Annotated in this window: 10 protein-coding genes and 1 pseudogene; 5 read left to right on the forward strand and 6 right to left on the reverse strand. The window is 60.7% G+C overall.

What is annotated here, in order from left to right; all coding sequences use genetic code 11:
* Window positions 1-106 precede the first annotated feature (106 nt).
* The 5 genes from AC0L3X_RS21205 to AC0L3X_RS21225 form a co-directional block, all read right to left on the reverse strand.
* Window positions 107-3,082, reverse strand: a complete 2,976-nt coding sequence (locus AC0L3X_RS21205) for an FAD-dependent oxidoreductase (protein ID WP_084795287.1) — start codon at window positions 3,080-3,082, stop codon at window positions 107-109.
* 186 nt (window positions 3,083-3,268) lie between these two features.
* On the reverse strand, window positions 3,269-3,736 hold the full coding sequence (locus AC0L3X_RS21210; RefSeq protein WP_187387804.1) for a hypothetical protein: 468 nt from the start codon (window positions 3,734-3,736) through the stop codon (window positions 3,269-3,271).
* Between the two features lie 126 nt (window positions 3,737-3,862).
* A complete protein-coding gene (locus AC0L3X_RS21215) occupies window positions 3,863-4,768 on the reverse strand; it encodes an encapsulin (RefSeq protein ID WP_063985281.1) in 906 nt (301 codons plus the stop codon).
* A 126-nt stretch (window positions 4,769-4,894) separates the two neighbouring features.
* Window positions 4,895-5,977: a DUF3237 domain-containing protein gene (locus AC0L3X_RS21220; RefSeq protein WP_084795288.1), complete on the reverse strand. Its 1,083-nt coding sequence runs from the start codon at window positions 5,975-5,977 to the stop codon at window positions 4,895-4,897.
* A gap of 464 nt (window positions 5,978-6,441) precedes the next feature.
* Window positions 6,442-9,660, reverse strand: coding sequence for a DUF3237 family protein (locus tag AC0L3X_RS21225; protein ID WP_187387806.1), 3,219 nt, complete (start codon window positions 9,658-9,660; stop codon window positions 6,442-6,444).
* A gap of 163 nt (window positions 9,661-9,823) precedes the next feature.
* Here AC0L3X_RS21225 and AC0L3X_RS21230 point away from each other — a divergent pair, with 163 nt between their 5' ends.
* The 5 genes and pseudogenes from AC0L3X_RS21230 to AC0L3X_RS21250 all read left to right on the forward strand — a co-directional run bounded on the left by AC0L3X_RS21230 (window position 9,824) and on the right by AC0L3X_RS21250 (window position 14,637).
* Entirely contained in the window at window positions 9,824-9,991 is a 168-nt protein-coding gene (locus tag AC0L3X_RS21230) for a hypothetical protein (protein ID WP_187387807.1), read from the forward strand.
* Between the two features lie 80 nt (window positions 9,992-10,071).
* A pseudogene (locus AC0L3X_RS21235) lies at window positions 10,072-10,497 on the forward strand (DUF1194 domain-containing protein); the annotation flags it as partial.
* A gap of 293 nt (window positions 10,498-10,790) precedes the next feature.
* Window positions 10,791-11,345, forward strand: a complete 555-nt coding sequence (locus tag AC0L3X_RS21240; RefSeq protein WP_063985283.1) for a thioredoxin family protein — start codon at window positions 10,791-10,793, stop codon at window positions 11,343-11,345.
* A gap of 662 nt (window positions 11,346-12,007) precedes the next feature.
* The gene (locus tag AC0L3X_RS21245) at window positions 12,008-13,177 is read left to right on the forward strand and encodes a saccharopine dehydrogenase family protein (protein WP_063985284.1); all 1,170 of its coding nucleotides are present in this window, start codon (window positions 12,008-12,010) and stop codon (window positions 13,175-13,177) included.
* A gap of 185 nt (window positions 13,178-13,362) precedes the next feature.
* Window positions 13,363-14,637 (forward strand): S41 family peptidase, encoded by a 1,275-nt coding sequence (locus tag AC0L3X_RS21250; RefSeq protein WP_354095959.1) that lies wholly within the window; start codon window positions 13,363-13,365, stop codon window positions 14,635-14,637.
* A gap of 112 nt (window positions 14,638-14,749) precedes the next feature.
* Here the strand turns inward: AC0L3X_RS21250 and AC0L3X_RS21255 are convergent.
* Window positions 14,750-14,983 (reverse strand): hypothetical protein (locus tag AC0L3X_RS21255; protein ID WP_473316718.1); only part of this gene is annotated, 234 nt, incomplete at its 5' end.

The raw sequence follows: 14,983 nt of genomic DNA on the forward strand, positions 1-14,983 counted from the left end.
GCTGTGCCGCGGTCGCGCGCAGATGCAGCTTTCCTGGCGGGACTCAATCAAGGGATCTAAGAGCAATCGGGTTACGATGTCCCCATTCATTCCAACCTGAACCCGATTACGCGTCGCGCTGGGTCAGGAAGTTTATGCAAGTGCGCAGCCATTCGAGGTCTGGACCTGCAGGCACACCGGCGAACGCCGAGTTGTGGAATTCGCGCGCTGCAGCCTCTGCAAATTCGGCTGCCGCTCGCTGCGCCCATGGGATGCTCCCGCCCTCCGCGATGATCTGATGTAGCCTCAGCACTTCACGCGGCAAACGTCGCTCGCGGGGCCGCGCCAGAAAGGTGCTAATCCACGCACGGTCAGTGGGATTCGCCCGACCCAGGGCGTGCGCGAGCAGAAGCGTCCGTTTGCCTTCCCAGAGATCTCCGTCGATCTCCTTGCCGTAACGCCCAATGTCGCCAACCAGGTTAAGAACATCGTCGGTGATCTGGAAAGCCAGTCCAAGCAGATAGCCAAACCGATCAAATCGACCGAGATTCTGGTCCTCGCCGTTGGCAACGAGTGCACCAATCCGCATGGGGTGAATGAAGCTGTACCAGGCCGTTTTCTTGAGCACGAGCCGCAGATAATCGTCTGTCGTAACTGTGAGATCATTGTCTCGTACCCATCCTAGTTCGTTGGCCTGCCCCTCCAAGGTCTCGACGACCATGTGATCGACTTCGTCGAAGATGCGCAGCGCCGTCACCGGGCCGAGCCGCTCGCCGGTCTTGCGGAAAAGGCGCATAGCGAGTGCGTTCATGGAATCGCCAGTGTTCACGGCAATTGGAATCCCGGCACGACGATGCATTGTCGCAACGCCACGCCGCCAGTCGCTACCGTCTTCAATATCGTCGTGCACGAGAAATGCATTGTGCAGCATTTCCAGGCCGGCGGCGGCAGGAAACGCATCCTCCGCGCGGCCGCCCAGCGCTCTCGCGGTCGCGATGCAGAGGGCAGGACGAAGGCCCTTGCCTGACCGGCCCATGAAATCCGTCACGAGCCCATACAGGTGGCGCTGCGGTTCCCACGTCGGTACACCTTCTGTGAGCATATCGGCCAGCATGTCGCGATACCACACCAGGCGGTCCAGAAAGCCGGCCGGGCCTACGATCTCGCCGGCCAATGGCACAGTATCCGCGACCTTGATCAACGCATCCTGCAGGGTGGGCACATCAACCAAGCGGCGCGCCATCGTCGCCGGGTCGACCGCATCAAGCGCGCCGACATCATCCGCGGCGGCACTGTGCGAGTCGAGCGTGTCGGCGACGGCATGGGTGAACGGCGATACCTGCTCGAGCAGGGAGCTCGCCAGCTCCAGCAGCGGCGACGCACCGCGTAAGGCGTGGGCAGCTACCTGCGCGAGTGAAGCGTCCCACGGCAGGCCGGCCTGGTATCGCGCAGCATCGTGCAGCCGCCATGGCAGGAGGATTTCAGGTTCGTGCAGCGGCCACAGCTCACAGCGGCTTCCGTCGAATTTCACGGCGTCAAGCAGGCCATTCACTGCGCGCCGAGCTGCCTCATTGGCTGCCTCCATCGTCGCGAGGTCGGTATGCGTGCGAACGTAGTCCGACGCCAGAAAAAGGTTTGGAATGGCGGTGGTCGCCTCGGGACGCAAGGCCCAGGTTTCGACTTGGTTCACCAGAAGCGGCTCGGAATTCCGTAGCCAGCCCGGGCGTGCGGGATCGTTCTCAATGTTTGCGCTGAGGAACCACGAATGCAAATCCTCATCGCGCAGCACCTCATCACCGGCATCATTGAGCGAGCGCTTGAGTTGATTCCATGTCTCGCGCACCACCTCTTCACGCGAGCACCGCATGGCTGGGCGTCCGTCCGATCCCGGCGCCGTCCAATCAGAAAGATCGACCGAGAGGATGCCGTGCACATCGCTGTCTCGGAACAGCTCAGACGGCACATCACGCCAGAACTGAAGCTGCGAGATGCTCGTGAGCGCCCATTCGGTGTCGATGTGAATCACGTGCCCGTGCGCCGACGGCACCGCGCGGTGCAGATAGAACTGCACGCCGTTCATCCACTCCAGGTTCGGAGCCAGCGCGCGCAGGTTGGCGAGCGTCGGGTCGGCTGCCGCCAGGCGGTCGCTCACCAGGGGGGCGATGTCCTCGAGCGGGAGCGCCGCCACGTAGTGGTCGCCATGCACCATGATGCGCTGACCTTGCTGGCCCTGCTGGCGAGCGACGACGCCGGTGATCCGTCCGTTCTCGTAAAGGATCTCCTCGACCCGCGCGTTCTTGACGTACCGCACCCCTCTCGATTCGAGATACGCAAGCCACGGGTCGATCCAGACGAGATTCGTTGGCCCATCGAGCACGCGATCAGTCGATCCCGCGATCGGGTTCAGGATCGTGAGCACCAGCTGCACAAAGATGTCGCCGATGGTGCGCGCGCTGGCCTTGCGCGCTTTGGACGCCACCAGCGAGCGCGTAATGCCGGTGGCGAGGAACTTCTGGTATGACTCCGACCGCTGCTCGGCGCCGACGAACTCCCACCAGCTCGTGCGCTCGTATTCTGCGAGCCGGCGCTGGTGGCACGAAGTGAGTATCTGCCAGACGCGCGCACCGAAGAATGCCAGATCGTCGGGTGTGAGGCCAGTGGAGTGTTCGAACAACAGCAGGATGTCCCGCAACATGGTGCCGGCATCGCGGGGCGAGAGCGGAAAGCCGGCGGGTACGACGAACGGGGGCTCGTCGTATTGCGTGAACTCCAGTCGCGTGGTCGGCACCAGGTGATCCGCAACCTTGCTCCCGTCAAACGACGGTATGCGGCGCATTGTCTCGATTACGTGCTTGTAGAAACCTGGGAAGAATCGAAACCCATGCTCGCCGGGCACCCGATGCTGAACCGAACTCCCAGCGCCATCGGCGACCTGATGTCCGCTGGTGTCCTCGCCCTCGTGGAAGACGGGAATGCTGCGGGCCTTGCCTCCCGCAATATCGCCACTCTCGAGCACCACGACATCAAAGCCGCGCTCGACCAACTCGTGCGCGGCACTCATGCCGGCGACACCACCGCCCAAGACGATAACCCTAGTAGGCATGCTTCACCGAGCCATGACCACTTAGTCCGACTTTTAGCCAGCTTTGGAGGCGTCACCGAGCGCGCGGGACGCGATACATCGGATCAGTTTCGACGATCTCCCGAGCCCTTTCAAGCATGAGCTTCATTCACCCAAAGTTGCCAAACGTACGTCAGCAGCCATCTGTATTTGACCAAGTAGAAAAGCTCACGGTTTCTTGGCTGCGGCTTCCTCGGTCTCGATCTTCTCAAGCTGAGCCTTTGCCAGGTCGGCGTAGAACCCCTTGGGATGATGTTTCAAAAACGCTGTGACCGCAGTCCTGTTACCGATCTGCAGCGCGAGCCCAAGGTCGCGCCCTGGATCGGCCTGCGGATTGGCCTTAGCGGAAGCCGCGGGTTTGGGGTCTGGCTCAAGTTGACGGAATTTTCCTGTTTTCAGATCAACTGCGAGGGGAGTGATGATCCCCCCGTGCTCGTCAAGTAAATTAATGACCGATACACCGTCACTGCGGTTGGTCGACGCTTCCACAGTGAACTCGTCTTTCTGGCGCTTCGATACGATTGGAGGTTCATCATCGACGCTCACTGCTTTGGTTTGATTAATTTTCTGCTGGGCGGCCTCGTCATCGATCCGAAGGACAGATTTCAAAACTTCAATGTCTATTGGGATTTTCATTTGCATCTCCTCCCTAGTCTTTTGCCGAGGTGAAGTAGCGATCAAGCGACCCCGAGACATTTCTCCGTACACGCCGCGATCATCGGAAAATCTCAATCGCTACGGTGCCTCGAAATTTCGTGGCGCCTATGCCGTCAGCCGTATGATCGCATCGGGTTCCTTGATGCGCAGCGCCATCTTCTCGCACACACGGAAGACGAAATTCGGCTCGGCTGTGACCTGCAGGAACTGGACGCATAAATCTGTGGCGATGACTAGCTCGACTGGCTCGCCGCCAAGCGCCACAACCACGCCGGACCGCAGACCGGGAGCGACGTCAAGCGTGGACGAGCGGAGCAGCGGACCGCCGCCCAGGAACGGGAGGATGCGATCTTGCGGCAATACAAGAGCTTCCGTTGGCGACTGAGCGACGAGAAACATCTGCTGGTCAAGAACCACCGCGAACGGTCCGAAGTGGCCCCGCTCTTCCAGGCGGCCAATGGCGTCGGCTATCCCGGCCACCAGCCGCGCGTCTCTGTCTGGCTGCTGCAATTGAATATTAACCTGCTGCGCCTGAACGGCGGCTGAGTTTGTCCAAAGTCCACGGCTTACCCCCCCGCCGGTGATTTCCCAGAGCCTTTGCCGTGGGCCGACATTTATGGGAGGGGCAAACCTATCCTGTCCCAGGAATGCCGGGTCTGGCACCAATCCCCTGAAGACGACGGCGTCCTCAAGACGAGCCAGTACGTTGGCAGCGCGCCGGAATAAGGCCAGCACGCTGGTCATCTCCGGATCGGCCATCTGCGCACCCCGCACGGACACTCTTACCTGTAAGGTCGCCAACTGGATGACATCCCTGTCCTGGATACGTAATGGCCGCGGAGCAACCTGGACAACTTCCTCCCTCACGAAGTCGGTATCTCCGGGCAGCGGTCCAAGCAGCGGAAGGAACGTCGCCGCGATCCGTACGCGGCTAGCTTCCTCTTGAACGACTTTGTTGACGCGAGCCCACTGCTCGTCGGTCCAAGGCACTTGCGGGTTATCGGTTGTCATCTCAAAGGCCCCCCTAATTTAATACATCGGGAACGAGATGTCGTTCGTCCTTGCGCACGAACGCAAATATCTTGAGCTCAGAACACCGTTGGCGCGCACTCCACGAGTGCGGCTTCTATTGAGTCTTCACTCCACATGTTTTGCGGCCCCCGCTGTTACGACGTATATGTCGTACGCGGCGCGCAGCTTCTTCATGTCCACCCTGCCAACGCCAATACACTGGGCGCGGTTGAGCCAAGCGAGTTCTTTGTCAGCGGTCGCGTAGGTCGGAGCAAGAACGAACGGCGGCAGTATACCGAAGTCGCCGCGGATGGCACGTGCGTAGCCGTCCGCACCCAGGTCGAGGATGCCATCATACAAGCAGTCGATCCGCGCACCAGACCGCGTCTGCAGACACTCCGTCACATTGACTATTCCAACACCGTCCTTGCGGATGCGCAGCCAGTTGATCCCGCCGGGCCGGACGATCCCCTCGAAGCGCGGCCCAACGAAGCGTCCTTCCGTGACGTGCAAGTTGACCCGCAGTCCATCCGGCATAACGCCTATTACCTCCGTACGGATGGCCACCGTGCCGGCCCAGAGGAACGTGGCATCCCAGTCCCAGCGAGGCTCGCCCGCAGGTAGAGCAGCGGTCTCGACCGGGGCCGCTCCGCAACCCACCTGATACCGGGGACATTTGGCGGACTCCCGTAGGCGCGGAGAGATCGGCTGGCCGGCAAAGCCAAGCACCGGCAGAAACTCCACCGTTCCGCCGGATTGGCCCGGCAGGAGCGCCCGGAATAGCCGACCGTTCGCACCGTGGACGCGCGGCGCGGATTGCCCGATTGCCTGGCGGACCGGGCCTCCGTTCACCCGGTACTCTACCGTGACAGCGTGACCCGGCCGCACTGGAGAGACCGCTACCGTGACCGATGCCGGGGTTCCCGGAGAAATCACTGCAGCGGGCACGGGCGTATCCGCCTCGCCCCATCGCAGCTCCGAGCCGTCCCGTGCGCGCTGCATCGAAGGCATGCATGCTGCCTTAGCTTGAGCTTCATCCGTTTGCAGCGTCAGGGAAGGCGCCGGAAGAAACCGGTCACACGCCGGAATAGGTGAGGGCTTTGCCGCAGCTTCCGCAAAAACGCACGGCCGTCTATTGACGAATCCGCGCGACGGGGAATTCACGGGACGCTCCGCGGCGTGAGATCGAGACCCCTGCGCATCCGCCATGCTTCGTCTTCCTCGGCGAGGATTTCGAGTGCGCGCGCAATGAGATCGCCGGGATTGGTCACCAAGGGGGGGGCGCAAGGCGCCGCCTGCCGCACCGAGGAGTCTCCCGAGCGCGCAGCGTTTTGGCGTACCGATTGAAGCGCGTCAGAAGGCTGTCGAAGAAGGCCGCGCTTTTGGGCCGCCCCGGTTTGGACGCCAGCCGCATCGGCAAGTCCCGGCAAACGCGACAGCGGCGACGCCCCCGGGGGAGAGAGCCCCGAGTCCTCGACCGCGCTTTTCGATCCATAGCATTTGCCTGGCATTTGCTCGACCGACTTCGCATTCTGGTTCTGTCTAATAGACTATATTGTATTGCGTGTACAGGACAGGGGCTGCTGCCGGTAGTTGGCGACCTGCTGGATCTCCCCACGCCGGCGCCAGTCCGCTTGCGACGGCTAAAAACCGCGTGCCAGCGGCGCGATACGCTATCGCAAGGCGGATCTGTAGAACCCGATATCGTCTTGGATCACCGCGTCCAGTCCGACTGGTACGCGAGCAGGATTTGCCAGATCAAGCTTCCGAAACACGATCTTGTCGCGCCAGACCTTTCGCAAAAAATCCTCAAATACGAGAATTGTCAGTTGTTCACCCGCACATCGTCGGTATCCAAAGCCGAACGGAGCAAAGCCGGCATAGTCACAAACCGGGTAGCTTCGTTCGTCCGCAACGACAAATAAGGTGCCGAAGCCGCTATTTGTAATATGGGCGTTTCGTCCGTCCTTGACCTTGAAATTGGTGATGTCGAACGGGCACCGTGCCAGGCCGATTTGCCGACACTTGTCATCGTTGATCTGCGCGCTGGTCGGGACGCGGAGATATCGTTGCGGATCGAACGTATTCGGATCCGTCCAGTGAACCGGATCCAGGCTGGTGCTGGCATGCGGCGTGGATACATAGCTGTCTCTTTCAAACGGCATGCCGAGCTTTTGCTGCGGAGCCTCCCCGCGGACGCTTAATCTCGCATCATGGATGGCGGAGACGCTGCCACCGTTCGGCGAAATCACGCGAAACAATTCCATTACGAATAGCTCAAGTGGCGAGAAAGACGCACCTCCGGCAGTGTCGAAATTTCCGCTCATTGTTTTCTGAAATGATGCTCGCACGGCCTGGTCGCCGCGGTCTTCCGACAGGAGCGACATGACCCGGAAAATCGCATTGCCCCATTGGCTTAGCGCGACGAAATCGTGGAGGCACTCAATGACCATGTCCTTCTTGCTGAAATGACCGCCGTCCTGGGCATTCTTCAGCCAATGCCAAGCCATGGTTCTCTCGGGATTTTTGATTTTGCCCGATTGGATATCGTCGATGCGTTTGCCGATCCACGATTTGAGAAAATCCTGAAGCTCACGAACCTTCATATAGTTTTGGTAGGTAACTGGCAGCAACGGATCCCGATAGGCAAAGACCGTATTGAACGCCTCTCCTATTTCACGAACCTCACGGGGAATATCGCTGCCAACAAGTCCAAGGTGAAGGTCCCAATAGAGGTCGAAATAGTGGTCGAGGTAATGCTGCATGAATGGCCTGTCAGCGAATTTCTGATCTAAGAGCTTGTCAAAGAAAGCTGTAACTTTGGCGCGGTACATCGGCTTATAGAGATCGGGCGTCACCGCCGAAAAATAGATTCGCTTGCGAAGATTATTCTGACCCCGCTTCTCGAGACCTTGCAGGAAAACCATCACGCCCTCCTCAGGGGTCGGTTTCCAGTCACGATAGATGAGACCAAAACGATCACGAGGGAGTGCATTCTCCTTACTGAAATTAAGGTCAATCATTGGCAAAAGGGGCCGCTCCCCTTCGTAAACGTTCGTCAGGAAGAACGGTATGACGACTTTCTCGACGTAGATCGGATCGAAATTGGCAGGAATCGCGGCGCGAAAACGTTCAACCGCGGTGATGATCTGCTCCGGTATCGGTGACTGTGCTGCAGCGCTGGACGCCTCTTGTGCTCGCTCCCCCACCCGCACCACGTACATGTCGAACTGCGCGCGAAGCGCGCTCATGTCCACCTTCCCCACACCGATGCACTGGACGCGATTGAGCCATTCGAGCCTCGGATCCGCAGTCTCATATGTCGGTGTGACCACGGCGGAGATTTGCTGGTCATACTCACCGCGCAGCGCCCGAGCGTAGCCGTCGGGACCAAAATCGGCGACCCCGCCGTAGGCGCCGTACACGCGAACACGGTCCCGCGTCTCGAAACACGCCCGGACGTTGACGATCGCAATTCCATCCGGGCGGATATGCATCCAGTCCGCCGCGCCGGGTAACACGACGGCATCGTGACCCGGCCCAACGAAGGTCCCTTCCGTGATGTGCCAATTGACCCGGAGGCCGTCGGACATTGGGCCGACCAATTCTTTGCGGAGCACCACCTTCAATGATCCGAGGAAGCTCGTATTCCAAGCCAAGCGGAATGGGGCAGAGGCGGCCTCTTCGGATGCCCCCCAACGAAGGCGCGAGCCGGCGTTTGCCATTCCCTCGCATGCAGCCGAACTGTCGCGGGCGCAACGCGGGGTCTGATCCGCCAGGCCGGTGATCACCCCCCGCACCTTGGGAAAAAAACCCAGCACTTTGGGCGTGAAGCCCCATGCGAGAAGGGTCCGACCTTCCTCCGAGCTCCGGTCGAAGTGCAAAGATCCTGGCATCACCGGTTGCAGCCGAGGGGCGACATCGCTTCGCCACTGCCAGCAAACGACCGACCCCTGCCCGATGCGCGCGACCGCCGGGTAGACGCATTCGGCACCGCGCGGAAGCGCCTGCAGCGTGACGCCGGCTGTTTTGGCCGCCTGAGCTACCACTGACTCGTATGCCGTCGGATCCCCGGTAAGCGCCAGGTCTCCCTGGACGACGCCACGTCTGTGCTGGTCTTTGATCGACAAGTGGAGCCGGCGACCGATGCACGCCATATCGATGGTCCCGGGCCGCTTGTCGGTACCCATGCGCTCACGGCCGACGTCGATCGCAACCTGGGTTGTATCGAGCAGTCGGAACATGTACATCCGCGCTTCGTTCTCATACACCGCCATTGCGGGATCGAACGATCCATCAAGCATCACAAGCACGCTCGATGAGCCGTTGGAGGCCGCCCTCAGGGACGCATGGCTTTCGGGAGCGTTGTCCGCCACGGCAGCAACCACTATGAACATGGCGGCATACGGCCGGATCGAGGTGTCGGTGAACTTATTCGACCAGAGCTGTGCGACAGCCGCGTGCCTGCCGTCCGCGTACTTCAAGATTATCGGCCTGTAGCCACTGCCGGCCAATGCGGCATTCACGAGAGGTACATTGGAGCACTCGCCGTAGAGGTGCACCATTTGACCGTTATAATACTGAAGCTCATTCGGCACGACTGCGCCGCTGGCGGTCGTATAGGTCTTGCCCGTGATGATGTACTTGTCGAAGAGTGGTTCGTACCGCTCATTATCGATATCGGACGGTGGCGGCACGAACGCGTCCAAAGTCAACTTGCTCTTCGCTTCTCGGGACAGTTGCTGCTCGAAGGTGCGAAGGACTTCTTGAACGTCCTCTTTGCTATGAGGAATCTGCAAGAGTCGAATGACATCCGAATTTCCGAGCTCGCCGGCTGCGGCGAGCCGAGAGGCCTCGCGGATCATTCCGCTGCTACGAATCGCTGTGCCCACGCTGGTCTCCCTTGAATAGAATGAACCGCGCCAGGAGCCGCGCCGCTTTGTCCGTTCGAACCATTATTCCTGAGCGCGAATGTCGGAATTTATAATATCCTGCTGGTCCTTGCGAATGCCACACTTATCCACCTCCTGGAAGTGATCCGACTTGAGGTATGTGTTGGGCCTCAAGGAGGACTACAAACGGCAAAAACGCTACATGCCCGAAGAGATCGTCGCGAAGCCTGCGGTAGGTCGAATGTCCTGGTCTCGCAGTGCAAAACATGTCCAGGCGATCGGCCAGATCGGCGTGGGCCCTTTCGTCGGCGAGGAATTTCTGGAGGTGTAAACAGCACGCCGCCAGCGCCAACAGAAAGCCTAGCCCGCAAGTCCGCGCGGGCGGTGGCTTGCATTAGCGGCACATGAGGTCGCGGCCGTGCGACCTCAATTTCCGGTGCGATTAATTTCGCACTGCAGCTGTTCGAAAAGAATCCGTATCGCGGGTTGCGGCGCGTCATCGACATTTCCGGCGATGGGCCGAACAACGACGGAGCCCCCGTAACCGGCGCGCGCGACGCTGCCCTGGAGAAAGGCATCATCATCAACGGCCTCCCGATCATGGTGAAGGAGCCATCCCTCTCGACGACCGATATCGAGAACCTCGATCTCTATTACGAGGACTGCGTGATCGGAGGGCCGGGCGCCTTCATCATGACGATCAAAGATCGCGAAAAATTCCAGGCAGCGATCCGGACCAAGCTTGTTCGCGAAGTTGCGGGCCTCACGCCAGAGAGCGGGATCGTCCCAGCCGCCGAGAAAGAGCCCCGGGTGCCCTGTCTGATCGGCAAAAAAATCGCAGGAGCGCGGCCGGCGGTGAGTGTCGAGACGATCATTCAGAGCCGCCGGGCGAACAAACTTTGGACAGCAGTTTATCATGGTCGCAGCCCCACGCGTCGGGACATTGGAGCTGCTAACGTCCGTTCGTGGCCTACACCGACGAAATCCCGCGCTCGTCCCAATGACGGCTGTTAAGGGGCGACCGGAAATGGCTAACATATGGCCAAAACAACGCGACTGGCGAGTAGGCTTTGGAAACTGTGCCCCAGCAGGCCGTAGTCAGCATATATTTGGGCACAAGGAGGTGCGAAATGGCGACAGCAGCTACCCAAGTCGTTCTTGATACGCCGGCGCCCGTGTTCCAGCTTCCGGCCACCGACGGCAAGATTTACGCACTGGACGACGTTGCGGGCGAAAAAGGCACGGTCGTCGTCTTCATCTGCAACCATTGTCCCTATGTCAAAGCGGTGATCGACCGCATGGTTTCGGACGCCCGCGTGCTGATGTCGGAGAGCATAGGCTTTGCGGCGGTTTGCTCGAACGATGCGGCGAACTATCCCGAAGACTCGTTTGAGAATATGAAGCGTTTCGCGAGGGCTCATGATTTCCCGTTTCCATATCTCCACGACGAGACCCAGACAGTCGCTCGGGCGTATGGGGCGGTCTGTACGCCGGACTTCTTCGGTTACAATGCCGACCGCAAGCTCAAGTATCGCGGCCGGCTCGACGAAGGGCGTGCGACTCCGCCTCGCGCGGGGGCGCCCCGAGAGCTTGTCGAGGCCATGCGCGCGATTACGACCACCGGTCTTGCGCCGGCTGACCAAAAGGCGTCTATTGGCTGCTCGATCAAATGGAAGGACGAATGAAGCCGATCCCTGTCAACAGGTTTCGTATCTGAGACCGCCGCGTGCGGCAGCATTTGCTGCACATGTGCGATTTGACTAGCGGCATCACGAGGACCCTGCGGCTGCTGCCGGAGTCGCGTTCGCCCCTTCTCCTTCAGGTCTGCTTCCGGGGCAACACGAGGCTTCGGCTCCTACAATCCGACCCGTCAGTGCTGCGTCGCTTTTGCGACACCGATCGACTCCTGTCGAGCGCTCGGACCAGATTTGCTCACCCTGAGTTCTTCCGGTGTTGGCCCGTTTGGGGCACGCCAACCGGCCCGGAAACTGTCCGCTTGTCGAGGGGAGACGGGAAGTGGCTCGCCCGCGGTCAAAATGGCGTATTGACTCCAACCGGACGTTGCGCACCCCAAGACAGGAACTGTGGTATCCTCCGTCAAATGCGATGGGACGGTTCAACGAAAGCGGCTGCCCCCTCTAGTGGCACTTACTGCGCGTCCTCGTGTCCTCGCCGGGCTCCGGGACAGCACAAAATGGCCTGGCATCCCCACCTCTTAGGCGCCTGCTCGGCCCGCGCCGACGAGGTGATCGAATGAGCGCGCTAGGCAAGCTGGTGCGATCCTGCCGGCGGAAGACCGGTCCGAGTAAGGGGTAACGCTCTCCCGGGTTCGAGGAGGACCAGCGTCGTGAAGCGGGACTTCGACCTCATCGTCTATGGCGCGACGGGTTACACCGGCCGTCTCGTCGCCGAATATCTGACGACGTCCTATCGCGGCGACGATGCTCCGTCCTGGGCGATCGCGGGACGCTCGACCGACAAGCTTCAGAAAGTGCGTGCCGACATCGGCGCACCAGACGATTTGATTTTGGTGAAAGCGGATGCCGGCGAACCGGCCAGCCTACGTTCGATGTGCGAGCGTGCGGCCGTGATTATCACGACGGTCGGGCCTTATCAGCTTTACGGCCCCGAGCTTGTGGCGGCCTGCGCGGCCACCGGCACTAGCTATGTCGATCTGTGCGGCGAACCGGCATGGATGCGGCGCATGATCGACGCCCATCACGAAGAGGCGAAACGGACCGGCGCGCGCATCGTCTTCTCCTGCGGCTTCGATTCCATCCCGTTCGATCTCGGCGTGCTCACGTTGCAGGAGAAGGCGCGCGAGAAATTCGGACGCCCGGCGCGGCGGGTTAAAGCCCGCCTGCGCAAGGTGAAAGGCGGCATGTCGGGCGGCACCGCAGCGAGCGCCCAGGCGACGTTGGCGGCCGCGGCGCGCGACCCGGCCCTGATCCGGCTGCTGACCGATCCCTTCGCGCTGACACCGGGGTTCACCGGGCCGTCTCAGCCGTCGGGCCTTATCCCCGAATACGACCCGAGCATGAACGTGTGGCTCGTGCCGTTTCCCATGGCGCCGGTCAACACCAAGAACGTACACCGCACGAATTTCCTGTTGGGTCATCCCTACGGCACGGACTTCGTTTACGACGAGATGATGGTCGCGCCCGGATTTGGGGAAATCGGTCGCGTGACGACGGAGACCTTCGCCACCATATTTTCCCTGCTCGGGACCGGCGGTCTCAAACCCGGTGCAGGCCCGACTCGGGAAGAGCGCGCGAAGGGCTTCTACGACATCCTCTTCCTGGGCGAGCTGCCGGATGGCCGACGGGTCGAGGCGGTCGTCACGGGCGACCGCGATCCGGGCTACGGCTCGACCAGCAAGATGATCGCCGAGAGCGCTCTCTGCCTCGTGCGCGACGTGCAGGGCGAGGGCGGCACCTGGACGCCGGGCGCGCTGATGGGTCCGGCGTTGCGCAAGCGTCTAAAGGAGCGCGCCGGCCTCACCTTCAACGCGCGTTGAGGTAACGCTCAGAACTGCAGCGGCGTGCTGGGCTACGTGGATCGTAACCAACGAAAAGCGCGGATTGGCGTGCGCGGCCTCAAATCCGGTTCAATGGCCGCTTTCGGCCCGTTTGAGACATTCCCTCTGGCTCTGAGAATGTCCGATTATCGAGACAGCGACGAGCTCCATCGCAAGGTTGCACGATGAAGAAGGTAGTCAACTCAGCACTGTCGCGCCGCCGCTTTTTGCGGCTCACGTCAGTGGCCGCGGCATCAGCTCTGACTCCAACGGTGTTGTGGGCCGAGCAGCAACAAGCAGCGGATTCGGCCACATCCCAGGCCGTGCCCGCACGCATCGCCACGTTCGAGGAGGTATGGCGGACCGTGCGAGATCGTTTTTACGATCCGCACCTAGACGGGCTCGATTGGTCGGCCGTCCGGGAACGTTACTTGCCGGACGCCGCGCGGGCGAGTTCCGAAGAGGCGCTGGCCGGCGTCATTAATAGTATGCTCTCTGAGCTGCATGCTTCGCACACCCGCTACTACGAACCAGAGTACTACCAGCTTTCTGATATCTTTGCTGGTGCGTTAAGGCGGCGCGGACTGGAACGTGTTTTTCCGAATGGCCGTATCTCCTATCCCGGCATTGGCATCCTCTCGCGTCTCGACACGCAGGGTCGCAACATGATCACCGGTGTTATAGAAGGCACGCCAGCCCAACAAGCCGGCCTGCTCGCTGGCGATGCGATCGTCTTCGCCGATGGTGCACCGTTTGAGCCGGTACAGTCATTCCGTGGCAAGGTCGGCAAGGAAGTTGTGCTGGGGCTGCGTCGTGCCGGCGCGTTTATGCAAATATCGGTTACTCCGGTCGAAATTGAGCCCAACAAGATGTTCTTGGACGGCTTGAAGGCCAGCGCCCGTATAATACCGGCCAACGGCCGAAGCATCGGCTATGTTCATGTCTGGTGCTACGCCGGCTCCGTGTATCAGCGGACGCTCGAGCATCTTCTATCGCAGAGTCCCCTGAACGGCGCCGACGCACTGATCTGGGACTTGCGCGATGGCTGGGGCGGCGCGATCCCCGGATATCTTGATTTGTTCAACACGCGAGCGCCGACGATACAGGTCACTGATCGCAATCGCGCCAGCGAACTCGAGAACGTGAAGTGGCGCAAGCCTGCCGCCATGCTTGTCAACGGTGGCACCCGCAGCGGCAAGGAAATCCTTGCCTATGGCTTCAAGAAATATCGGCTTGGCGAGGTCATCGGTAGCCGGACCGAGGGAGCTGTCCTCGCTGCGACGGCATTTCTCATTGATGGCGGCTTGCTGTTGCTCGCGGTCGGGGACGTGGAGGTCGACGGCGAGCGGCTGGAAGGCGTTGGCGTCGCACCCACGATCGAGGTCCAAGCCGAGCCGGGCTCCATGGGTCTAGATGATCCTCAACTCAATCGTGCAATCGCAGTCCTATCCGTGGCCTGATCCTCGGGAGGCAGCTAAGAGATCCATTCCTGACTAGGTCCGGTTTGCGCGCCAAAAGCTGCCCTCCCTGCCAAGTCGCAGTTTGACCCAGAACGGTCGTTAGGCACGCAGTTCATTCGATCGCCTTCTGCGGGCGCAGACCACCGTCAAAGCCGGGCCGAGCATCACCGTCTTGTCGAGGAACCTTGCCGCCGGATCTGTGTTGTCGATCGCAACGCGCGACGCCAATGGCCAGGACCGCGTGAGCTCGGCTAGCGCGGCGTACTTTTGAAGACGACCGCACAAACAAAAACGCCGCCTCGGTTTCCGGAAGCGGCGTTTTGTATTCGAACATCGAAAGAGGAAG

Source organism: Bradyrhizobium sp. MI1.7 (assembly GCF_055811795.1).

Bases quoted from the DNA above. Each gene is read 5' to 3' on its own strand.
- AC0L3X_RS21210 (WP_187387804.1), bottom strand. From the start codon at position 3,736: ATGAAAATCCCAATAGACATTGAAGTTTTGAAATCTGTCCTTCGGATC.
- AC0L3X_RS21215 (WP_063985281.1), bottom strand. From the start codon at position 4,768: ATGACAACCGATAACCCGCAAGTGCCTTGGACCGACGAGCAGTGGGCT.
- AC0L3X_RS21240 (WP_063985283.1), top strand. From the start codon at position 10,791: ATGGCGACAGCAGCTACCCAAGTCGTTCTTGATACGCCGGCGCCCGTG.
- AC0L3X_RS21205 (WP_084795287.1), bottom strand. From the start codon at position 3,082: ATGCCTACTAGGGTTATCGTCTTGGGCGGTGGTGTCGCCGGCATGAGT.
- AC0L3X_RS21250 (WP_354095959.1), top strand. From the start codon at position 13,363: ATGAAGAAGGTAGTCAACTCAGCACTGTCGCGCCGCCGCTTTTTGCGG.
- AC0L3X_RS21220 (WP_084795288.1), bottom strand. From the start codon at position 5,977: ATGGCGGATGCGCAGGGGTCTCGATCTCACGCCGCGGAGCGTCCCGTG.